Here is a 22,536-nt window from a genome sequence, read left to right as displayed (position 1 = left end):
GCTTTACGCATTTCAACATAACCAGCAATCCACGCAAGCCCAACACCAGCAATCGCAATGGTGGCTATCGATTTTGCAATTGGTCCTGTTAAAGCTGAGATTACTTTTTGAAGAGCGCCTTCAATTTTACCAAAGCTTTGTGCAAATGCTGGTTCATTCAGTGCTATAAAGGCAATGAATAACATAAGGAGTGTCGTTAACCATTTCTTTTGGGTATTGGATAAAATACTGTCTTTAAAGGTGTGTTCAAAAATGAACGAATTATTCATGTTTTTCATGAAAACCCCCTCGCTATTTTAAAGTTAATCATAAATTTATTTAAGATCTTAATTAGGTATCATATAAAATGAAAAAAATAGTTTTTCTACTATAAAATTAACAATATTTAATATTATATGATGTAATGAGCGATAATATATATAATATTCAAAATGATATTTTAAAAATTCTTCGATTAGCCCTTAAATATTTTGTCTTAATTTGTATTATTATTTTGTGTGGATTATTTTATTTAAGTAAACATACTGAAAAATTTATTCAAACAGCTTTTTTAAAAGGCTCAGAAAAGACAATAGAAAATACTGTTCAAACTTCAAAGTTGAAGTTAATAAATTATAACAACAAACAAAATGTGGTGTTGAACCAAAAGTCATTGGCATCACAATTTTATGAAGAAAATGTCCCTGTTTATTCTGGTGCTATACAAGTTACAAGTGGTGTGAGCTTTAAAATGATCACACCAACAGATGATGGGTGGAGAAAAAGAATTGTGCGCAATATTCGATTATATGGTGTTGAAACCTGTGAAATGCGGCAGTTTGCCTCACGCCATGGTATTAAGTGGCCCTGTGGGGCTTTTGTCACTGCGTGGCTTGTCTCAAAAACAATCGATAAGAATGTTACGTGTCGGCAAGCCCGTGTCGTTCAACAAATTCATTATGCTCAATGTTTTGTAGATGGAGTTGATCTTGCACGCTTGGGGCTTGCAGAAGGCTTGATGGTTTTGACAAAGGATCAGCATAATTTTCCGTCCCCCGCAGACTATAAAAATTTGCAATTGACCGCTCAAAAAGCACAAATTGGCTTGTGGTCAAGTCAATTTCAACAACCAGAAGAGTGGAGAAGAGACCATGGCAGCTATAATCCCATAGACCATAATTGATCAAATATCCTCTCAAGTGCCATTCAAAAATGAAGACAATATTCCACAACGAGCCTTATCAGGTAAAAGTTGACCACAAGCCCCATAAGTCTTGATGGACAACTCTCGTCATGGAAAATTGTTTTTATTTAAAGCTCACTTACTCGTATAGGTTGCTCACTACAGCGCTATATGGGAGCGCGTTCCCTTCCCTATACGTCATTTCGCTTCGCTATTATGACAGGTTGTAATTGGTTGTATTGCTATAAAAACAGTTGTTTGAAATCTTTACTATATTGAAAATCTTTTTTTTTAATATACCCTTTACCTTGACATGCTTTTTTCAAAGCTATGAGTCATTTTCAAAATGAGGGGAATATAATGGCAAAAAAATAAAAACCCAACTGCGCTAACAGAAGGGTTTCTAAAATACCTCTACGGTGAATTAAATTAACATCAATTCTCAATTTAATTTATCGTGATGCATTCTGCAAGAGAAATTTTGTAGAAAAGGGGTATTTTTTACATTTTTTTGCCTCTAGTTCAGAGGTTAAAACAATTATGGTTAAAAAAATATCGGGAAGAAAATTAAGTACGCATCATATAGAATTTAGAAAATTAGCAGAAAATGCTGAAATGGGTCTTGTAAGTCGCGGACAATTAATTGGATTGGTTAAAAAATTAGAGAAGGCTCATTTGATTAAAGATACAGAAGCTAAACTTCTCTTAGCTTTATTGGATACGGCTTCTATATCTTCATTTGAAAAAGGCGGAGTTCCTATCGTTTTTAAAAGTAATTACTGTCTTAGTAAAGACATTGGCCGTAGTGAATCACGTGTTAGTATATTGCTTTCACGTCTTTATGATTGTGGTCTTGTTGTAATGCGGGATTCTGGTAATTTTAAGCGCTATTCAGTGCGAAGCCGTGATCATGGAATTATAGCAGCTTGCGGTATTGATTTACGTATTTTGGTTGTTCGATACTATGAACTTAAACAGAAAACTGATGAAATCCTAGAGGCTCAGAACAAACAAAAGGACGCTTTGCATTGTTTTCGGGGGTTGGTGCGGCAAATCAAAGCTTCTTACACATCAATTGAAGCGACACCATTTACATCATTGCTTTTTTCTAGAATGCAAAAAATCGTTCATATTATTGGTCGGCCGGCCAAAGCTTCAGTAGAAAAATTACACAAAGCAATAGGTCTTTTTCAGTGGATTTTGGAGAGAGTTTTAAAGGAAAAAACACTAAAAACGAAATACAGGCATTTTGCTGACGAAATACATATAGAACATACAACCCTTAAACATAACTGTAATTGTAACAAACATGTGTGTTCAGATAAACCTGAACACACTCAAATTAATAACATGACCTACGGTCACAATAAAACAGCTTATGAAAATATAAAAAAAGGCAAAACCGAAACACCCTTATCTTCAAAAAAGGCACCATTGCTTCACATCAAACCAGAATTTTTAAATGAAGCGCTGCCTAATACTGCAATGTTTCTTAAACATGGTTTGCAATCTGAAAGGGATTTAACCGATTCCATGGAATTTTTAGCCAAAATGAAGGGGATTTCTACTCACACCGTTGAAGAGGCTAAAAAAACTATGGGGCTTCAAAAAGCCGCTCTTGCTATTGCTATCATCTTCGAAAAACATTGTAAAAACCTTGTAAAATCATCTGGAGGATATCTTCGTGGTATGATTGCCAAAGAAAATCGTGGAGAATTATACCTCGAACGTTCTTTGCACGCCTTGCAGAATGAAGCTTTTGACGAAAAATTGAATGATTGGCGCATGAAAAACACCGAAAAACATACACAATCAAACTCAAATCAGCAAAAAAATCTCTTGTTTAAATCCCAATTAAATGAAGTGCTGAAAACTTTGAAAATGCAAACATATTCAAAGAAACTTGTACCATAAGTTTGATAAAAAATAAAAAAGGGGGACAAAATGTCTAACGAAACAGATGAAATGAAGAAAATGTTATCAAATTATAGACCATCATATAGATGATGGCATTGTTTAATTTTGTTCTTGGCGTTTCACACAATAAGCAATACCGAAAAAATCAAGGCAGCATGGTTTTCTATTAAAGGAAAAAACAAATAACATTTTAGAGAAAGAGGTTTAAATTAATGGTAATTCTGCGGGGAACTTCCCAAAATACCTCTTCCCCCAAAAGTTATATATATAACAAACTACTTTTTCTCAATAAGAAAATTTAACTATTTTAAAATTAAGATATTAAAGAAGTATCTTTTAATACATCATAAACGCGAAAGGTAAATATTGTTTCAGCCATTTTACCACCACTTTATGTGTTACAATATAATTACAATGTAATAATTTTACTTCTTATTCAATAGAATTTTATAAAAAAAACGATCATTTTTTCTGATATAAAATCATGTATTTATTTGACATTTTTTTTGAATAAAAATATATCAGTTTAAATCTAAATTGACGTTTTTATTAAATATGGCAAAATTTTACGCTTATTTGCGCGTTTCTCGTGATGGACAAGATACAAAAAATCAAAAATTTGGCTTGTTAGAATATGCTAACAAACATGGCTTTGCTCCACTCCATATTGAAGAGGAAGTTGCAAGCAGAGGACAAGATTGGCGCAAACGTAAACTTGGTGCTTTAATTGAAAAAGCTGAATGTGGTGATGTTTTACTCACACCGGAGTTTTCTCGTATAGCTGGTTCTTCTCTTGCTGTTTTAGAAATTCTCAAAGCAGCCAGTGAACGTGGTTTAATTGTGCATATAACGAAACAAAACCTTATCATGGACGGAAGTTTACAAAGCGATATCATTGCAAACGTATTGGGTATGGTATCACAAATTGAACGGCATTTAATTCAAACACGCACAAAAGAAGCCTTAAATGTTGCTCGTCAACGAGGAATAAAACTTGGCCGGCCAAAAGGAAGTAAAGCTACGCAATTAAAGCTGGACAATCACATTGATGAAATTCAAGCATTTATAAATGTTGGTTTATCACAGAACCGTATTGCTAAGACATTAGAAGTTAGTGTAAATACCTTGCGTTTATTTATTGAACGTAGAAATATTAAGTCTACAAAAATTAAGCCTATCATTACCATGCCAAGAACATTGGAAAATTAAGATAAACTGCGCAAAGTTGATAGTTCTTTTCCATGACGTGATGCATTGAAGTATCCTTATTTAGTGTTTATTCACTAAATAAGGAATATCTTAATACCTGTAATTACTATGTGTTCAACAAAAGATGGTGTTGGAAAATCCACATCTATAGCTTATTCTTTTATAGGTATTAGCTTACTCATTAAGTAAGGAGTTTTACTAACTGTCCGTTTTTCTTTAACAGGTCTATTGCTAATTTATCAAAGGAAACAAACGTCTCACCACCTAGCCAATTTCCCTCATAAGATATAATTCCATCAGCAAAATCACCACCAGCCTCTAGAATAGCAAGCCCTGCTTCAACAGCTGGTCTATTCGTTACTATATTATTGGTTGCTAGCAGATCGCGTAACATTCCAGCTACATCTTCTTTTGATAGTCTTGCACCTCGGCGAAGTATCCAAACAAGTTCGCATAGACAAGGTAGAGAAATAGCTATGAGAGAAGCTTCTCTTAAAATCTTACTTGCTACCTCCCCTTGTTTTTTATCATCTTGTAAAACAGCACGAGCTAGAACATTTGTGTCTACAGAAATCTTCATTTTTTCCCAGCCCAACTAGAAGCTGTAATTTCATTCATTTCTTCAATGGTTAGAGGTTTTTTTAGTTTTCCAGAAAATCGTCCAATAAAGCTCTCAATAGTGCTTGTAGGCTGTGACGCTTTTATACGAAGTTCACCACCTGGTAGTTTATCAAAGTCAATCTTCTCACCTGGTTTAACACCAAGGTGCTGTAGTAAATCCCGCTTCAGCGTAATTTGTCCTTTTGCTGTAACTGTTAATGAAGACATAAAAAATTCCTCTTACTATATAATTATCTAATATATATAAAAGTAATGTAAAAATCAATTACTCTTAAAAAACGAAATTGTGAAATAAACTCGTTTGCATACTGGAATGTGCACACCAGATTATACCTGATTTGAAATTAACAACATATGAATATTTATTACGTATTTTGTACGTAGTAAATATTTATAGAATAAATAATTATGATTTATAATTTTAATAAATACGTAATAAATAAATGTTATTTATTTGGTGTTTATTCATTGAATAAGGAATATCTTAATGCCTGTAATTACTATGTGTTCAACAAAAGGTGGTGTTGGAAAATCCACAATGGCATTAGTATTAGCTAACGTTTTTGCTAAAGCCGGATCTAAGGTAAAATTAATTGATGCAGATCCAAATCAACCACTTGTGACATGGATGAAAAGATCTGTAGATACAATGCCCCAAAATATAGAAGTTTCTGGAAATATTACAGAACAGAATATTGTTTCTTGCATTGATGATGCTGTAGAAAAGTTTCCATTTGTTATTGTTGATCTTGAAGGTTCTGCTAATCTTGCGGCTTCTTTTGCTATAGGGAGAGCGGATTTAGTTTTGGTTCCTATGAGAAAAAAACAACTTGATGGAGATCAGATAGGAAAGATCATTGCTTTAATAAAACAACAGAGTCAGTTTTTTAAAAGAGAAATACCTTTTCGTATCGTATTTTCTATGACCAATACCTTAAACAGTCGCGAAGGACAGCATATAGAGAAAACGTTAGAAAAAGCTAATCTTCCTATTTTACCTGCTTCATTAACTGAAAGAGGAGCTTTTAGTGCTCTTTTTCAGATAGGGGGGTCTCTCTTTGATTTAGCATCTTCTGATGTGAATAATCCTCAAGCAGCACAAGAAAATGCAACGGTTTTTGCTAACGCTGTTGTGAAGGTATTGGATAATGAAAATTTATTAAAGGACAAAGTAGCATGACAAAAAGAGCTGAAATTGTATTACCGGATCTTGAAAATTTACAACCGTTTACAAAAGCACAAAAAGTAGATGAACAAGAATTAAGTAAGATAGGTCAAAATAATGGTTTTACGACACGTCATAGTGTAGAAACAAAACGTGGTAGTGGACGTAGAAAACGTAGTTTAAAAACAGCACGATTAACACTTGCACTTGAACCAGAAGTAAGAGACAGTTTTTGGTCTTTAGCAGACGAACTTAATGAAGATGGTGGTGATTTTCTTAATCGTCTTATTGAAAATTACGTAAATAACAATTACACACAAAATAAACGATGATTATTTATTATTTACGTACAAAATACGTAATAAATATTTAAAATATTCTTATGAATAGAGAAGATAGCTGTATGTAATATAATTTAAAAAGCATTCTTCTATTCGGAAACCAACCACAAAATTGCTTTTTGTTTTTTAGGATTAAGTTGTCTAAAACCTTTTAAAAGGAAGTATTCTTCTTTACTGGAAATTCCTTCATCATTAGGGTATGAACATTTTTTTTGGGGAGAAATATCGGTATAAAAAAAGGAGATATCAACATCGAGGATGTCAGCAATTTCTTGCAACCGTCCAGCTCCTATGCGGTTTCTAGCTTTTTCATATTTTTGAATTTGTTGGAAGGTTACTCCTAAGAGGTCCCCTAATTGTTTTTGAGATATTTTCAACATTTCTCTTCTGAGGCGAATTTTTTTACCTACAGAAACGTCATTTAAATGTTGATTTTTTGTTTGCACTTTAAAATCCCCCTGCCGGTTGCGAGCGCCCTCGCATTGGTATTCCGGGAGTAATAAAGTACTGAGTTCGAGTCAGCTTTTTGCTTTTAGTACTAAAAAGTACTTGGACATAACAAAAACTCCCGGAACTCCGGGTGACGATTATTTTTACTCTCGAACTTAGGGCTTTATTTCCCTATTGATCGTTGCGTATACGACCAAAAATACTCCCAAAGAAATAAATTAATTTTAAAAGATTGGCAAGAAAAATAGTTTTTTACTTACAAGCTTTGTTTTTTAATGAGAGGCTACCGCCTCTCAAACTCTCCGTACGCTCACCAAAATCATGAGATCAGACCCGCGTTTATCGAAGGGACTAACAAGCCTTGGTTCTTAAGGTCAAGGAAACCCCTACGGGGCGCCTAACGGCGTCCTGGACCTAGAACCATAGGGGCTTGTTTTGTCCTTCTCACGCGGCTCCGAAATCATGATTAAAAGGGGAGCTTATTGGGGCATGTAAGTCAAAAGAAAAAGATAAAAATTATAAGGCATTTTGTGCTCTATATATTTGAAAAATATAGAAAAAATGGCAAAAAATGGCAATAAAATAGTTGACAATAAATGGGTATTTTGTTATATAAATACTCAAGTGATCAAAACACTAGACCTAAAGCGAATGGATTACGAAACAATCTTTCTAAAGCTTTTTAAATTGATTATTTTTTATGCTATAAAGAGCATATATAGTGATTTTGTCGGGTGTAGTTATGTCATATAATACCCTTACGGGGAAAGCATAACAACAGACTTTAGGCTGTGTTTTGAGCACCCGGCGCCCTATAGGGCGTCAATTCAAAACTTTATCCTAAAGGAGTTCATTATGAACACTATCTCAAAAAAATATGAATTTACAAATGAAACCAAACAAATTGATGGCCATACTCTTTATCGCATCTGTGCATTAAGAGATTTTGCTGATGTTAAAGCTGGCGACCTTGGTGGCTTTATTGAAAAGGAAGCAAACTTATCTCATGAGGGAAATTGCTGGGTTGGTGATGATGCGTGGGTTTATGGTGATGGACGTGTTTATGAAAATGCCCATGTATGTGGTGAAGCTATTGTTTGTGGTCATGTTTATGGCAATGCACATGTATGTGATAAAAGCCGCGTTTATATGAATGCACATGTTTATGATAATGCTCATATTTCCTATCAAGCTTGGGTTTATCATCGTGCAAGGGTTTATGGGAATGCAAAATTATCCGGTAGTGCACGTATTCATAGCAATGCTGAGGTTTATAGTCATGCCGTTGTGAGTGGCGCTTGCAAAATTTATGGTAAGGTTTTTGGTAATGCTACGGTTGGTGGACATTATGATATTTACGGTTCCATTTATGATAATGCAAAAATTTCTGGACATGGAACAATTAGTGGAAAAGTTTATGGTAATGCAAGAATAACAAGACGAAGCAGGGGATATATTGGAGTAAACAGTGTGGTTTATGAAAGCGATAATATTGTTAGAACGGTCGTTTCAGCAGCGTAAATAACAGGTGTGGGGGGCACCTGTTTTTTTAAAATAAAGACTGTTTAAACTCTAAAAGAAATCATAAAATTGAAATAACTACCTATACAGGTATATAAGTTATCATAAATAAACGTATCATGTAGCTTAAAGCGTTTTATAGATAAAAATATGGGAGGGGACGATGGATACTTTATCTAATAACCAACTAAATAAAAAAGAGAAAAATCCAATTTCCAAAATTCGTAGAGTGTTTTCTACCGTCCGTAAAATCTTATCTACTATATTGCAAATGTGCCTTTTTTTTCTTTTTCTTTTCCTTTTGCTTATTCGTAAACCAGTTATTATTTTGACAGAGTTTATAGCAGGTGGGAGTTTATTAGTGTTATTTATCTTTTTTACTGGATATGTAGCAGGTGCAGCACCTTCTGAACACCAAACAGCAATGGTTATTGGTTATATCATTTGTATATTTCTAAGTTTAGCTGTCAATTGGTGGTATGATACGCTTCTATTGCGTTTAGCACCATCTAATTATGATTTTATGCTTTTCAAATAATGAGTAGAAAAATAATAAATATTCTCTTGTATCTCGTGTAGCATTTTCTAGAGTTTTAAATGGAAAAGCTGCGGTTAGTGCAAGTCTTGCTATTAGGCTTGAAATGGCTGGTGTAAGTACAGCACGAGCTTGGCTTGCTATGCAAACAAATTATGATTTATCTAAGGCTTTAAAACTTAAACAACCCAAGATACAGCCGCTTTCAGTGAGTTCATATTAGTCCTTTCCTATATCTTATAATTTTTATTTGCTTTTTTTGATTATAGCGCCCTTATTAGCTCTATCCTTTAATCATGATTTCGGAGCCGCGTGAGAAGGACAAAACAAGCCCCTATGGTTCTAAGGTCTAGGACGCCGTTAGGCGCCCCGTAGGGGTTTCCTTGACCTTAAGAACCAAGGCTTGTTAGTCCCTTCGATAAACGCGGGTCTGATCTCATGATTTTGGTGAGCGTACGGAGAGTTTGAGAGGCGGTAGCCTCTCATTTTTTAATAATGGACGAACGAAGTGAGTTCTATTTAGAAGCAAATCTGTTTTTTTGAGCCAGAGCATTTAGATCCTTACGTCTGAAATATATAGAGCGTCCGCAACGGATAGGGGGCTGCCCTTGCACGAGAATGATTTGTTCGTCTTTTCGCATTTCTTGAGTAATTTCGTGAGGATAAATTAAAGGTCTCTGCTGGACACTAAGGCTTTCAGTTCCTTTTGCACCCGATGTCCCTAGGGTTTTACTTTTGCCATGAACTTCGATAGTCATTTTACCACATGCCTTTGATATATTTTCAGCTGTTTTAATATCTTTAATAGCGGCATAACTTACAAAAGCACAACTTTCAAACCATGCCATAGCACCCGATGAACCGAAGTGACGTTCAATTTGTCCTACAGATTGGTAAAAGAGCATGAGTGAGATTCCATATTTACGCCCACGGTCACGTGCTTCCTCTAAGATGTTCATATATCCTAAAAGATCAATTTCATCTAAAACAAAGAGGACTCTTTTTTCATATTCTCCATTTGCGCTTTCCATCGCTTTAAGAAAAGAGCCTACGAGAATACGTCCTACCCCTGGATATGATTTTAGAATTTTTGATGGAATATTCAAAAAGATATCTATATTTCCTTTTGTTATATCAGTTGTTTTAAAGTCGTTACCACTTATAAGGTTAGCGTAATTAGCAAGAGAAAGCCATTGGGTATCTTTAGAAGCAGTAGCATAGACACCAGAGAAAGTTTGCGGTGCCATATTGGTAAAGACCCCAAGGGTTTCACGAATGAATTGCGATGAAGAACTTGATTGTATTGATTGCAATTTTCCAATAACCGATGGTTCTGGTTCTGATACAATCATACGAAGTGTTTTTAAGTTTTTTTCCTCTAATTTGTACTCATCGGAAAAGACAACATGCGCAAGTAGACCAGTTAACAAATTGTGGGCATGAGAGGTAAAGAATTGATCGGTTGAAGTTGATTTATGGGTTTCGGAGAGGAGGAGTCTTGCTATTTCTACGAGTCCTGCTTCCCTTTCATAAAGAGGGATATTTTCATCTAATAACCAATCTAAAGGATTAAAGGTTTTTGTTGAAGCCCCATGAGGATCAAGAACATATACGGTATTTTTTTTTGATTGCTGTCTTAATTCTTTTACTATTGGAGCGATTTCAGTTGAAGGATCAAAAACGACCAGTGGACCAGAATATTTCATACACGTAGGAATAACATTACTGGTTGTTTTGTAACCACCAGAACCAGCAAAAAACAACATATGGGTTGAATCAAAATCAAGGTTATATGTTAGTAATGGCTGCGAACCTCCTTCACCCCATGTTGTTTTGTCTTTAGGATTAAAAGCAACATCTTTTATAATATCTTCGTCTACTCGATATCGTTCTCCTATGATGATTTCTCCATTGCTAGGAAAGATACTTTCTAGTTTTTTCATATCCATCCATTGGGCACTGCCGAAGATTACATTTTTTGATTTTTTCAAAGGTGATTTTTTAGGCAAAGATAGATTCATTGTAAAACCAAGGATAATAATACCAATGATTGAACCTGCTAAAACCATTCTATCAAAGAAAGGAAAGACATCAGCCCATGTCATGTCATTTTGCCCTACATAAGGACTTAATCTGATATATTCATTTGTACTGTAGTAAGCTGCAAAAAGCCCAAAGATAATTAATGATGCTATGGTGATATTTTTTCTAATATGTCTTTTTTGCAGAAGAATGAATGAAGAACATGAAATTGCAATAAGGATAAGAATATCGAGAGGTTTTGAGCGAACAAACCAATAAGCATCTGGTGTAGTACCGTTTTCTGTAATTTCATTTATTGTTATGGTTACAAGAAAAAGAATTATTATTGAAAAGATAAAAGGACATATTAAAAATATGATTTGTTTACGATCTAAATTGTTTATCATTTTTGCCCCGCGTATCAGTAAAAGTATACTGTCCTATTTTTTGAAAATTTTTATATTCGTTTGAATTTTTATCAAGTTTTGCAGCATGAATTAAACATCCTAAAATGAAAGATTTGTCAGCATCTCTTAAACCAGCTTTTACAACAAGCCCCCCTAGGGTAATTTTTTCACGCGCATCTTTACGTCTAATTTCGTCTGTCAAGTATCGTATCCTTTTTTCGATGCGTCTTAATAGTTTTATAGATTTTCCAAGATTGTTCAGATTAGTTTTGTTTTTTTTGAAATCGTTCTTTAATCTCGTCAAAGATATCTTTCCATTGTTCGTTTGTAATATTTAATTCTGTTAAACCAGCTTCTGCTGCTAACAGTGCAATTTTTTCTCCCTCATACTTTTTGGCAGCTTTAATTTTTTCAAGAAGTTTTTTACTTTTTTCTTCCAGAGCTTTTTTTTCTTCCATAAGTTTATCTAAAGATTTTCTAGCCATTTAAAGACCTTTCTTTTTACTATTTATTTTTCTTAACAGAACAAATCTCAAATAACAATACTTAATAGGTAGTGCGCATTTTATGCGCTCCTGAAAAATGTCTTTTTCAAAGATTTTTTGAAGGCGCAATTATACGTTTTATTTTAAAACGTTTTCTGCTATAGATTATTCCACAAAAATAAAAGTAATTTTTGGTAATTTTATCTTATGGCAATAGCACATTTACAAGCTAAAATAATCGGGGCGGGAAAATCAGCAGTTGTTGCAGCCGCATATCGCCATAGAACGAGAATGTTTGATGAGTTAGAAGGTTCTCATACCCATAAGTATGATAAGGATAAAGACCTTGTTCATTCAGAAATAAATATTCCAGAATATTCACCAAAATGGATTACACAACAACTAAACCATCTTAAGACAAACGAAAAAAAGAGTGAATGGTTATGGAATACTATACAAAATAGTGAACGCGCTAACGGTCAACTAGCAAGAGAAATAGTTATAGCACTGCCGTTAGAACTATCACGAAATCAAAATATTTCTCTTGTACGAGAGTTCATAAAGGAAAACCTTACATCACGTGGACTTGTTTCTGATTGGGTTTATCACGACAAGCAAGGTAATCCACATGTGCATATCATGCATACTTTACGTCCTGTCGTAGAAAAAGGTTTTGGAACAAAAAAAATAGCTCTTTTAAATGAAGATGGAACAGTAAAAAAATCTCTTGTGACTATTCGCGATAAACAAGGAAATGCGATAAGAAAAGAAGAGCGTATTGTTTACGAAACCGTCATAGGTAATAAAGACACATTGAAAGATTTACGCAATTCTTGGGGTGATATAGCTACAAGATATCTTGCTGTTGCTGGTCATGATATAAAAATAGATATGCGTTCATATAAAGAGCGTGGTTTATCAATAGAGCCAACTATTCATTTGGGGCAATCAGCACATGCAATGAGAAAAAAAGGTCTTATTAGTAATGCTGTACAAGCCAATGAAAAAATAAAGCAGAAATCTATCGATATTATTAGAAAAAATCCGGACGAATTGTTGAAGTTAATTTCATTTGAAAAGTCGACATTCAGTCGAATTGATCTTGCTAAGATTATTCACCGATATGTTGATAATAGTAATGACTTTAATGACATTATGGGGCGCTTAGAACAAAGCAATAACCTGATTAAAATTAAAGATCATTCCAATCCACGTAAGATTATTTATTCAACAAAAGAAATGTTAAAAACCGAATATGATATGGAACGGTGTATTGTTTCATTGTCTCAAACGACAGGACACGGTGTAAAAGATAAGCAGGTTTTAGAGGCTATAAAGTCTGTTGAAAATAAAGATAAGAGCAATAGATTTAAATTTTCAGAAGAACAAAAATTAGCTGTTCAACATATTACAGATGATAAAGGTATTGCAGCGGTTGTCGGTTATGCTGGTGCTGGAAAATCGACTCTACTGGAGGCGGCGAATATTGCGTGGGCTAGTAGTGGAAAGCGTGTATTTGGGGCAGCTCTTGCGGGTAAGGCTGCGGAAGGTCTTGAAGAAACTTCAAAAATAAAAAGTAAGACTCTTGCTGCGTGGGAACTAGCGTGGAAAAACAAAAAAGACGAATTACGGGTTGGTGATATTTTTGTCATTGATGAAGCTGGAATGATTTCTTCAAAACAACTTTCTCATTTTGTCCAAAAAATTGAAAAAGCAGGGGCTAAAGTTGTTCTTGTCGGTGATCATATGCAGTTACAACCCATTGAGGCTGGAGCGGCATTTCGCGCTGCCGTTGATAATATTGGTTACATAGAATTATCCGGTATCAGAAGACAAAAAGAAGAATGGGGGCAAGTAGCTTCGCGTCAATTTGCACGTGGACAAGTGAAAGAAGCTTTAGAACAATATAAAGAAAGAGGATTCATTCGTGAGACAAAAACACGTGACCAAGCCATAAAAACTCTTGTTAAAGATTGGATGGATACACGAATAAAAGTAGAAACAAAATGTGAGGAAGAAGGAAAAACTTTACGCGGTGACGAATTACTTGTTCTCGCTCATACGAATGCGTCCGTAAAAAAATTGAATGAAGAAATTCGAACCGCTCTTAAAGGTGCTCATTTACTTAAATCTGAAGATAGTACAAGCATCACAAATTTTGATACCCTGAAAGGTCAACGGGAGTTTATTGTTGGTGATAGAATTATCTTTCTTGAAAATGCTCAGTTTGAAGAAAAACATGCCCCAGAATTGGGAAAGCAAAAAGTTAAAAATGGTATGTTGGGAACTGTTTTATCTACACAAAATGAAAGAGGAAAACCTCTTTTGAAGGTGCGTCTTGACTCTGGCCAAGGGGTTGTATTTTCCAATCAGACTTACCAAAATGTTGACCATGGATATGCAGCTACTGTCCATAAAAGTCAAGGGGTGACCGTTGATAATATTTTTGTTTTAGCTTCTTCATCTATGGATCAGCATCTTGCGTATGTTTCTATGTCTCGACATAGATATCAGTCACATCTTTATGTTGCCGAAGAGGATTTTAAAAACGTTCGATTACACGAACACAAACAGATTAAAGGTACAATGATTGGTGAACTTGTAGAAGCAGGGTATGCTTCTTTTAGTGAAACCGCCAAAAGCAAAACACCTTATGCGGATATAGCAACAACCCGTGGAGTTGAACGTATTTACGGTGTAAATCTTCCCTCAGTGATAGATGGTGCTCGGATTGAACTTGGTGACAAGATATCCATTCGTCAAGATAAAGAAACTATTGTTGTTAACAATAAAGAAATCAAAAGAAACATCTTTAATGTTGATTTAATAGAGCGTGGAGATCCTTCTTTTGGTGGTGTTATCAAGCAATCAGATCGTGTAAATACCTATGAAAAATTGGTAGCAGCGCTTTCTAGATCTAGTGTTAAAACAACTACTCTCGACTTTTCTGAATCTCCTGATTATCGGGACTATATTGCCAAATTTACAAAAAATAGAGGGATTGATGTTTCTCAAGGTTTAGGGGAAAAACTTTCCTCTTACGTTGATCGTAATAAAGAATGGTTGCAAAAACAAAAAGAGAAAATTGAAACCCTTTGGGGTAGAGCAAAGACAGCTTTCAGTAAACTTGAAAAAGAAGAGCCCAAGGTTGAACAATCACAAAAAGATTTGAATGTTACTTCAAAAGCAACAGAAAGGGCTCCTTACCTTGCGGCTTATACGGATAACTCTAATCTGGAACAGAAGGTGCTAAGCGCTCTTAAAAATGAAAAATCTTATGTTGACACGTTTAAGGAATTAAACAATCGTTTGGCATCTATTTATAAAGATCCACAAGCGGCTGCACTCAAGATTGAGCGGACAATTTTAACGGGGAAAGGCGATAAACTCCCTGACATTTTAGCTAAGTTTCCAGAGAAGGCTGGTGAACTGCGTGGGTCAGATCGTTTAATCGATAAATTAAAGGCTACAGGAAAAGAGCGAGAAAAGGCGCTTTACAATGTTCCTCTTGCGGTTTCTACCATTAGAGAGCTTCAATCCTTTTACAAGAATTCCCATGAAATCCATATGGACAGGGTTACACGAGAGCGTGAGCAATTAAAAGTAGAGGTTCCGTCACTTTCACAAGAAGCAGTGTCTTATATGAAAAATTTTGAAGCTGGCCGTGATAATTATTCAAAGATACCAGAGCCGGTTAACAAGGAGTTTTCAAAGCTACAAAGTGCTTTAGATAAGCGTTTTGGAAAGGATGCCATTCACAAGCAAGATTTTGATTTATCGAAAGCGCTCTCAAAACAACAGTCTCCAGATAAAGAACACATGAAAGAGTTTCAAACGGCTGTTAAATTTCTGCAACAAAGACAACAAGAACAAAACAATGCGATAGCGCGTGAAAAATCAAAAGATGTGACACGGTGAAAGGAAGGATAAAGCCTTATGTTTGTAGCCCTATTAAGCCATATGACAAAAGAGAGGTCATCAAAGGAGGTCTAATATGAGTGTAGAAAAAGATGTTGTACGTGCACGCATAGATAAGACGTTAAAAAAACAAGCCCATGAAATATTAGAAAGTCTAGGACTTACGGTGTCTGATTTTATTCGGATTGCTTTGACAAAAGTTGTCAATGAAAGAGGGCTGCCGTTTGAGATGTATATTTCTAATGAGGAACAGCCTGAAACTTTCAAGAAAAGTGACAAGGGCGAAGATATATACAGGGCTAAAGATACGGAAGATTTGTTTCGTCATTTGGATATTTGATACTTCTTCCCGTTTGTTTCTTTCAATCATTGAAAATGAACCCGAAGCGATCAATCGTGCTCTTAAAAAATCTCTATTGGCTTAAGAAGGTGGAAGGTGTTATTTTTTTAAAAAGCGTCTCGACGTTTGAAGGGGTCGTAATAGATTTCTGTGACACGAAATTTTCCTTCAAGGCGTTTGCATTGGATGATGACATCTATCATAGAAATCAATAAACCACGGATATCTTCTCGTGCTAAATTTCCACCGCCATCACTTTCTTTAACAAGAAGTGTCATTTGTTCAAAGGCGGAAAGTGCTGTGGAGGCATGAACTGTGGTGATGGAGCCTGGGTGACCGGAATTCACATTACGGATATAATAGAAAGCTGTGCCATCACGCAATTCTTGCAAGAGTATTCGGTCGGGGCGCATGCGCAATCCCGATTCAAGGAGTTCTTTTGCGCCAGCTTTTGCTAGTCCTTGATTGTCTTTTGAGTAGAAAAGTTGCACTTTGTTTGAATGGGGAACGACGAGTTCTGGTGTGTCTTCAATGGTGAGAATACGTTCGTATTCAGGGATTTTGGCAATTAAAGCTTTGGAGAGGGTGGTCTTTCCAGAGCCGGTTTTGCCAGATATTAAGATGTTTTGTTGAGTGATAACGGCGCGTTCTAAAAATTTACAAAAATCTTTGGCCATAAAGAGGTCCGTTAGTTCTTGTTCTGTGTCAGAAAGCTCACCGGCTCGCTTTTTCATTTGTTCAAGGGGGGTGAAACTGACGTTTCTTGCCACAGAAAACAATTGATTTTCGTGTAAACTTTCAAGAGAAAAAGTGCGTGATGAAGGTTTGCGAATTGTCATACTAATGGTATTGGGGGCAACAGCAGGAGGCATGACAATTTGTATGCGTTCATTATTGGGGAGTGTTGCGGAGAGAACAGGATTTTCTACACTAATCTTTTGTGTTGTATAGGCAGCAACAACTTTTGCAATTCCTTCTAGCTCGCTGTAGGTTAGTTTGTCTCTCGTGTGGGTTTGCCAACCACCTGGACCTTCGACAATCACTTCACCGGGACGATTGACGACAATTTCAAATAAATTATCATCATTAAGAAAATCATCTAAGATCTTTAATTTGGTTAAGACAATAGAGGCGCGCTCTGTATTTTTTGTTGTGGCCATAAATATTCTTATACACTTTTATTGAACGTGAGAATGACTAATGAAAAAAGGAGTAGCCTGGACTAGAGCGGTTCTTTTTGCTTGTGATTGTTAGTTTATAAACGGATGAAAAATCTAAATCTCTTGCTACAAAAATGTTGACCAATTCTCCTTGGTATTTTTCTAAGGTGGGGGGGATGTTGATTTGGTTCTCAAGGGCAACGGTGGCTGTGTCTTTTCCGATATTGCTTGCTTCAGAGTTGTTAAAACCACCCCTTGAGTTAGAATTGCCTTTCTTTTTATTGGTTAGGTTTGTTGTAACACTATCAACAACGGTGAGTAATAATGCTGAACTGAAGCGTTCCCACCAATGGGTATTGACGTTTCCGTCAAAACCAGCTCTTCCTAAACTGTCGGTTGCTGGTGAAGCAAGGTTGATGATGACACCGGTTGGGGTTTTTGCTCTGGTCCAGAGAACAAAAAGGCGGGATTGACCCTTTTTAAGCCCTCCTCGGTATTCACCAACAACTTGTGTTCCTTTATCAAGTAAAACAACGCGGCCGTTATCAGAGAGGATATCGCGGTTAATTACGCAGCTGGCAAATCCTGGCTGATCACTGTTTAATGCGGTTTCTAAGATACAGGGGATAGAGGTTCCCATGGCGATGATAAAGTTTCTATTTCCCATGATTCCAGCTCTTGTACCTTCTATTCGTGTAGGCTTTAGAAGTGAGGAAAAATTTTGTGAATCGTTATTGGGAGTTTCACTTATATTATTACTATAGGGACTTCTTGGCATTTGAGTTGAAGAAGGGGAGGAATTGCTCGTAAAAGCCAATACGGGAGCACGTTGTGCGGCATCAAGTAAAGGATCATTTTTAACTATTTTTTTTGGTGTCGTTGATGGTGTTGGTAGTGTAATTGGAGCAATTTTTGCTCGTGATTCAGGGGGAACTAGTTCTAAGGGAGAAAGTGAGTTAATAAACTCTTGTTTTTTGTGAACATTTTCCGTGTTTTTTGGTGGTGCTGGTGTTGAGAATATATTCCAAAGCACATATGCGCAAAATCCTATAAAGGCTATAATGACAATGATTTTTTTTATTGGTGATTTTGATGTGTTGTTTTTTCCATCACCTATTGATCCTCGATCTTCAATGGTGGTTGTATCACTCATGTGTTGTCCCCTTTAATTCCCGCTTTATTTAAAGATCTGATGCAACTTTGCGTTCAACAGATGGTGAGGTTGTTCCGGTGTCTGGATTGATGCCTTTTGGTTGATAGGCTTCGTTAAAGATGCAGAGGACATTTCTTCCCTGTCTTAGGATGAATCGCGCGCTAATGGCATGGACAATAACCATGTTGCCTCTTGTGGTTTTTGGAACCAGCGATTCTGTTCCGTCACTGCCTACAGTATAAATGGCAGGGATTTCTTGGTTGTCTGGAAAGGTAAAGGTTGTGGTTTTGCCATTGTCGTAAACAGAGGAGGGTTCAAGATAGACGGAGCCTTGCGCGGTGTAAGCCCAATTGCGTGGTCCGTAGGTTTCATAAGCGTTGAAGACACTATCAATTTGTCTGGATTGTTTTTTTTCTTGGCGCAAAAGGGCGGCGAGCCTTCTTTGTTCAGCTTCTTCTTGGGGGTAGCGAAATTTCACAAGGAAATAGGTTTCTTGTGCGGTAGAAATTTCTCCATCTTTGATGATCAGTTCAAATTGATAAGAGCGTTTTGATCCATCAAGCTTTGTTGTGACAACTTGAAGATTAGTAATGGGTTGGATTTCTCTTGCCTTTAGGAATAGAATATTGCCTGCTGGTGCTACTTCCCATGCAACACTGTTACCAATGGCTACATGCGCAATTTCTTCATTGGGAGAAAATTCTATTTGTACAGATGAGCGTATAGAGCCAATAATTTTTGTGACATTATAAGCATCATAATTAATAAAGCGAATGCGGCTATCGCTCGGCGCGCGGGTGGGAAAAACACTGGCATGACTCACATGAGCAGAAGAAAGGCCGAGGATGCTGAGAAAAAGAAAAAGGATTTTTTTTGTCATGATCAGTTGACCACTTCTGGATCTGTTCTATACACACTAACGATAAATCCAAGAGGATTTATCAGACGGTTTTCGATAGAGATGGGGGCGTTGGTATATTCAAAGGTGAAGGTCGCAACCCAGTGTGTGATGAACTCTTTGTTTTTATCAATATCATGGACGGTCTTGTAATAGCGCACTTGTGCTACATTTTTATTGATAAAGGAAATTGATTTAATAGTGATTGTTGTAATAGCATTTTTGTAGAGAATTTGGGGGCTTTGCGGGTTTCTCGCTCCATACCATGCAGCAAATCTTTCTCGTTCTTCGAGAGAAGATAGAAGAGAGACGGTTTCGAAGTTATTTTGCGTTTCTTCTACTACAAAACCTTCGCGTGCGCGGACATATTTTGCGGCAAAATAGCGGGTGATGGCTTCGTCGACATTTGTTGGACCTTCTTTTAAGGCTTCCACCACTTCTGTGATACCGGTTGAATTGTCGACGCGGATGACAAAGGGTTCTACAGTCTTAAGCGGTGTGAGGATGATGACCGCTAGCGAAGAGGTGACCGCAACAACAACGGCTATTGCAGCGATTGTGAGTGAGGCGCGGGTGGTGCGGCGTGCTTTTAACATGCGATCTTGATCAAAAGAGCGTGCTTCAGCAATGTATTGTTCTACAGCGTTTTCTTTCATGCTTTTTGCCCGCAATTTTTGTAAGATTTTATTTCTTCATCTGTTAATTTTTGTGTGAGAAGCGTTTCCAGATTGCCTTCTTTCACGGATGATGATGCATTGCTGCTGATGATGATAGGTGTGGGGATTGGTTTTTTTCCTTCCCAATTCCACATTGATTTGTTGAGTGGCCGTTTAGAATATCCATCACATTTTGGGAGTGACTTAAGGGTATTTGATGAAGACATACAGCCACTTAGAAAGAGAAATGGTAAGATAATCCCAATTTTTTTAAAACCCCGCATTTTGAAATTATCCTCCTCTTAATTTTGATGCTAAATTTTTTAGACCGCCAATACCAGCACGACCAGCTGCAAGAGCACCACGACCAGCTGTTCTGCTAGTATGATGGGCTAAATGTGTTGATCCTGCAAGAGAGGCTCCTCCAGAAGCTAAAGCAGAGGCAATTCCGGGTAAATGTATGAAAAGATAAATACCCCCAGTTCCAATAATCAAAAATTGAATTACAGAAAACATGATATCTTTAATGTCGCCCGAAAGGATATCTACCGCAAGAGTTACATATACGTTACCAAGCAACGTGACTAATATTTGTAAAATTATGAAGTTTGCAACTTGTCCCAACCATGCTTCTGTAAAACGTCTCGTGGTAGAAAACATATAAAAGCTTATGAAAAGTGGTCCTACCGATAAGATAAGAAATGAACCAAGTTTAGCAAACATTGTGACTATAAAGCCAATAGTGCTAAAAAAAGAAGCAATCAATAAACAAATTAAACCAGCAACCCAATTAACAATATACTTCCCCAAATCATACCATGATGTATATCTATTTGCTGCATCAAAAACGTGTGCAGAAGCATGTTTCATCATTGTGTCCCAGACACTTTTATCTGAGCTTACCCCTTGTGTGACATTTGCAATGGCATTAGGCAGATCACTGAAAAATATATTTTTGATCCAAGCGTTATATTGAGAGGCGTTTGTCGTAAGTGTAAGAACGATAGCAAGTTTTGCAGTTGTCGCTATAAAATCCCATAAGGGCATAGAAGAACGACCATATATAACATTATAGCCAATGAATGCAATATATATTGTGCAGGCAGCTGTAAGCGGAGCACTTAAAGACGCCGAAAAGTTGTTAATGGTTTTATCCATTATATTTTCAAGCGTTTTCATTAAACGGTGATCTATATCAGTGTATGTATAAACATAGTCCATTGCAGATATTGAATATCCTTTTTCTTTTTTTTTAGAAAAACTATTTAGCGCGATCTTCTACTTCTTTTTCTTTGTTTAGTTTTTCTAAAGATTTTTCGAAATTTTCTTCAGCTCTCTTACGTTGTTCGGCATCAAGTTCCTCAGCTGCTTGTCTCACATTTTGACAGTTTTTAGAATTATCGGAAGCTCCACACTTCCATTGAAATTCTCTTATTAAGCTTTCATTTTTTTTAAATTCTTCTACGCTGTAGGTTTTTTCACAACCAGTCGTAATAAATCCAGTGCAAAGCAATAATGTTGATATGATGATCTTATTCATGGTTAAACCCTTTTTAATTACCACGGATTTTTTTTGCATAGTCTTGGTACCTTTTGCTAGATTCTTCTCTAGAACGGATAATTTCAGCTTCAGATTGAGCTTGTTGAATCATAGAAGTAGCTTGTGTTTGTAAAGCCTCTGCTTGTAATATTGCTTGTATAGCTGCTAATTGTGTTTGAGCGTCTTGAACTTCAGCAGCTGTTTTAGCATTTTTAAGTTTTTCAATGAGTTTGCTAATGGCTTCTTTCTTTTTAGTGGCATCTTCGTAAACAGCTTGTCCTGTTGCTGCTTGTCCTACATTGCGATTGTGCAGTTTTTCTATTTCTTTCTTGTAAAAAGCATCAACTGCTTCTTTCGAGCCACTTCCCCCCGATGGTTCTTTGTATAAAAGTTTTTCTTTCCATTTTTCAATATTTCCGCTACCGGCTCCACCGGTGCCATCTATCGATTGTTCCAAATGATTAAAATCAGAAGGAAAAGCGGCATTGTTTCCTTGTTTGTTGAGCAATCCTTGAAGAGCAGACAAATCTGTTTTTCCATTTAATGAGCTATATAATTGTTTCATTTGATCGAGTTGGCTCTTTAATTGGTCAAGTTGTTGTGTGCCGTTCCGAATTTGTTCTTGCAGTTTGTTAAGTTGTTGTGTGCCTTGCCGAATTTGTTCCGCCATGTTAGTCGCTGCCGTGGGATCAAATACCACGATGGCGAAGGCATTTGTTTGAAAACCAAATAAAGCTGCACAGAGGGCTGTTGCACATAAAAGTTTTTTCATTATTTTGACCTTTCTTGAAAAAGAGGAAGCCATTTTTCTGGAGATTCACCAACTTCATCCATAATGGTTTCGAGAAGTTCAATGTTTTTGGTGGTGCCGCTTAAAATGGCTATTTCATCATCAAAGCCCCGTAAATTCAGTTCTGCTACAACAGAACTTTGCCCTTGTTTGATGAGAAAACGCCGTGATTCGCGGCTTAATTCTGTTTGTATTAGGTTGAATTCTCTTTCTGATAATTTAAAACCTTCTACATAGTCTGAATGG

At 36.3% G+C, this 22,536-nt stretch carries 24 protein-coding genes and 2 pseudogenes; 10 read left to right on the top strand and 16 right to left on the bottom strand.

Features of this window, described 5'->3' with window-relative positions; all coding sequences use genetic code 11:
• The coding region (locus BN202_RS08295) for a TrbC/VirB2 family protein (protein WP_019220187.1) at positions 1-278 on the bottom strand (278 nt) is incomplete at its 3' end.
• Positions 279-403: 125 nt separating this feature from the next.
• On the opposite strand from BN202_RS08295, the gene BN202_RS08290 reads away from it, so the two are divergent.
• The 3 genes from BN202_RS08290 to BN202_RS08280 all read left to right on the top strand — a co-directional run bounded on the left by BN202_RS08290 (position 404) and on the right by BN202_RS08280 (position 4,288).
• Positions 404-1,162 carry a nuclease gene (locus BN202_RS08290; protein ID WP_019220186.1) on the top strand — a complete coding sequence of 253 codons (759 nt, stop codon included), beginning with the start codon at positions 404-406 and terminating at the stop codon, positions 1,160-1,162.
• 540 nt (positions 1,163-1,702) lie between these two features.
• Positions 1,703-3,076, top strand: coding sequence for a plasmid replication protein RepC (repC, locus tag BN202_RS08285; protein WP_019220185.1), 1,374 nt, complete (start codon positions 1,703-1,705; stop codon positions 3,074-3,076).
• A 558-nt stretch (positions 3,077-3,634) separates the two neighbouring features.
• Positions 3,635-4,288, top strand: coding sequence for a recombinase family protein (locus BN202_RS08280; RefSeq protein ID WP_019220184.1), 654 nt, complete (start codon positions 3,635-3,637; stop codon positions 4,286-4,288).
• 181 nt (positions 4,289-4,469) lie between these two features.
• Here BN202_RS08280 and BN202_RS08275 read toward each other — a convergent pair whose 3' ends face one another.
• The gene (locus BN202_RS08275) at positions 4,470-4,868 is read right to left on the bottom strand and encodes a type II toxin-antitoxin system VapC family toxin (protein ID WP_019220183.1); all 399 of its coding nucleotides are present in this window, start codon (positions 4,866-4,868) and stop codon (positions 4,470-4,472) included.
• Entirely contained in the window at positions 4,865-5,116 is a 252-nt protein-coding gene (locus tag BN202_RS08270; protein ID WP_004857201.1) for an AbrB/MazE/SpoVT family DNA-binding domain-containing protein, read from the bottom strand. The genes BN202_RS08275 and BN202_RS08270 overlap by 4 nt, the downstream gene beginning before the upstream one ends.
• A gap of 280 nt (positions 5,117-5,396) precedes the next feature.
• Between BN202_RS08270 and BN202_RS08265 the strand changes: the two genes are divergently transcribed.
• The gene (locus BN202_RS08265) at positions 5,397-6,089 is read left to right on the top strand and encodes a ParA family protein (RefSeq protein ID WP_019220182.1); all 693 of its coding nucleotides are present in this window, start codon (positions 5,397-5,399) and stop codon (positions 6,087-6,089) included.
• Positions 6,086-6,406 carry a hypothetical protein gene (locus BN202_RS08260; RefSeq protein WP_019220181.1) on the top strand — a complete coding sequence of 107 codons (321 nt, stop codon included), beginning with the start codon at positions 6,086-6,088 and terminating at the stop codon, positions 6,404-6,406. Before BN202_RS08265 ends, BN202_RS08260 begins: the two co-directional genes overlap by 4 nt.
• A 98-nt stretch (positions 6,407-6,504) precedes the next feature.
• Here the strand turns inward: BN202_RS08260 and BN202_RS08255 are convergent, their stop codons facing one another.
• Positions 6,505-6,861 carry a helix-turn-helix domain-containing protein gene (locus BN202_RS08255; RefSeq protein ID WP_019220180.1) on the bottom strand — a complete coding sequence of 119 codons (357 nt, stop codon included), beginning with the start codon at positions 6,859-6,861 and terminating at the stop codon, positions 6,505-6,507.
• A gap of 859 nt (positions 6,862-7,720) precedes the next feature.
• On the opposite strand from BN202_RS08255, the gene BN202_RS08245 reads away from it, so the two are divergent.
• From BN202_RS08245 to BN202_RS08235, 3 genes and pseudogenes are all read left to right on the top strand, one after another.
• The gene (locus BN202_RS08245) at positions 7,721-8,386 is read left to right on the top strand and encodes a hypothetical protein (protein ID WP_019220178.1); all 666 of its coding nucleotides are present in this window, start codon (positions 7,721-7,723) and stop codon (positions 8,384-8,386) included.
• 163 nt (positions 8,387-8,549) lie between these two features.
• On the top strand, positions 8,550-8,924 hold the full coding sequence (locus BN202_RS08240) for a hypothetical protein (RefSeq protein ID WP_019220177.1): 375 nt from the start codon (positions 8,550-8,552) through the stop codon (positions 8,922-8,924).
• A gap of 28 nt (positions 8,925-8,952) precedes the next feature.
• Positions 8,953-9,144: pseudogene (locus BN202_RS08235) on the top strand (HigA family addiction module antitoxin); the annotation flags it as partial.
• Positions 9,145-9,436: 292 nt separating this feature from the next.
• Here the strand turns inward: BN202_RS08235 and traG are convergent.
• The 3 genes from traG to BN202_RS08220 form a co-directional block, all read right to left on the bottom strand.
• On the bottom strand, positions 9,437-11,350 hold the full coding sequence (gene traG, locus BN202_RS08230; RefSeq protein ID WP_019220176.1) for a Ti-type conjugative transfer system protein TraG: 1,914 nt from the start codon (positions 11,348-11,350) through the stop codon (positions 9,437-9,439).
• Entirely contained in the window at positions 11,328-11,552 is a 225-nt protein-coding gene (locus BN202_RS08225; protein WP_019220175.1) for a conjugal transfer protein TraD, read from the bottom strand. The genes traG and BN202_RS08225 overlap by 23 nt, the downstream gene beginning before the upstream one ends.
• A 61-nt stretch (positions 11,553-11,613) precedes the next feature.
• The gene (locus tag BN202_RS08220) at positions 11,614-11,835 is read right to left on the bottom strand and encodes a TraC family protein (RefSeq protein ID WP_019220174.1); all 222 of its coding nucleotides are present in this window, start codon (positions 11,833-11,835) and stop codon (positions 11,614-11,616) included.
• Positions 11,836-12,042: 207 nt separating this feature from the next.
• Here BN202_RS08220 and traA point away from each other — a divergent pair, with 207 nt between their 5' ends.
• Both traA and BN202_RS08210 read left to right on the top strand, forming a co-directional pair.
• Positions 12,043-15,753, top strand: coding sequence for a Ti-type conjugative transfer relaxase TraA (traA, locus tag BN202_RS08215; RefSeq protein WP_019220173.1), 3,711 nt, complete (start codon positions 12,043-12,045; stop codon positions 15,751-15,753).
• A 76-nt stretch (positions 15,754-15,829) separates the two neighbouring features.
• Positions 15,830-16,093: a type II toxin-antitoxin system RelB/DinJ family antitoxin gene (locus BN202_RS08210; RefSeq protein WP_019220172.1), complete on the top strand. Its 264-nt coding sequence runs from the start codon at positions 15,830-15,832 to the stop codon at positions 16,091-16,093.
• Between the two features lie 107 nt (positions 16,094-16,200).
• On the opposite strand, the gene virB11 is transcribed toward BN202_RS08210, so the two are convergent.
• The 9 genes and pseudogenes from virB11 to BN202_RS08165 form a co-directional block, all read right to left on the bottom strand.
• Positions 16,201-17,253, bottom strand: a complete 1,053-nt coding sequence (gene virB11, locus BN202_RS08205; protein WP_019220171.1) for a P-type DNA transfer ATPase VirB11 — start codon at positions 17,251-17,253, stop codon at positions 16,201-16,203.
• Between the two features lie 37 nt (positions 17,254-17,290).
• A complete protein-coding gene (gene virB10, locus BN202_RS08200; RefSeq protein ID WP_019220170.1) occupies positions 17,291-18,406 on the bottom strand; it encodes a type IV secretion system protein VirB10 in 1,116 nt (371 codons plus the stop codon).
• 28 nt (positions 18,407-18,434) lie between these two features.
• Complete coding sequence (gene virB9, locus BN202_RS08195) at positions 18,435-19,286, bottom strand: P-type conjugative transfer protein VirB9 (RefSeq protein WP_019220169.1); 852 nt, start codon at positions 19,284-19,286, stop codon at positions 18,435-18,437.
• Positions 19,287-19,288: 2 nt separating this feature from the next.
• Positions 19,289-19,960 carry a VirB8 family type IV secretion system protein gene (locus BN202_RS08190; RefSeq protein ID WP_019220168.1) on the bottom strand — a complete coding sequence of 224 codons (672 nt, stop codon included), beginning with the start codon at positions 19,958-19,960 and terminating at the stop codon, positions 19,289-19,291.
• Positions 19,957-20,244, bottom strand: coding sequence for a hypothetical protein (locus BN202_RS08185; RefSeq protein ID WP_019220167.1), 288 nt, complete (start codon positions 20,242-20,244; stop codon positions 19,957-19,959). The genes BN202_RS08190 and BN202_RS08185 overlap by 4 nt, the downstream gene beginning before the upstream one ends.
• 7 nt (positions 20,245-20,251) lie before the next feature.
• Positions 20,252-21,181 (bottom strand): TrbL/VirB6 family protein, encoded by a 930-nt coding sequence (locus tag BN202_RS08180; RefSeq protein WP_019220166.1) that lies wholly within the window; start codon positions 21,179-21,181, stop codon positions 20,252-20,254.
• A gap of 40 nt (positions 21,182-21,221) precedes the next feature.
• Positions 21,222-21,500, bottom strand: a complete 279-nt coding sequence (locus BN202_RS08175; RefSeq protein ID WP_034987991.1) for an EexN family lipoprotein — start codon at positions 21,498-21,500, stop codon at positions 21,222-21,224.
• A 13-nt stretch (positions 21,501-21,513) separates the two neighbouring features.
• Complete coding sequence (locus BN202_RS08170; protein WP_019220164.1) at positions 21,514-22,272, bottom strand: TrbJ/VirB5 family protein; 759 nt, start codon at positions 22,270-22,272, stop codon at positions 21,514-21,516.
• Positions 22,272-22,536: pseudogene (locus BN202_RS08165) on the bottom strand (transporter); the annotation flags it as partial. The pseudogene BN202_RS08165 and the gene BN202_RS08170, both read right to left, overlap by 1 nt.

Origin of the sequence: Bartonella florencae (genome assembly GCF_000312525.1) — a bacterium.
In the GTDB taxonomy this organism is placed as follows: domain Bacteria; phylum Pseudomonadota; class Alphaproteobacteria; order Rhizobiales; family Rhizobiaceae; genus Bartonella; species Bartonella florencae.
The sequence above is the reverse complement of the archived record's forward strand: the minus strand, read 5'-3'. Positions and strand labels throughout refer to the sequence as shown.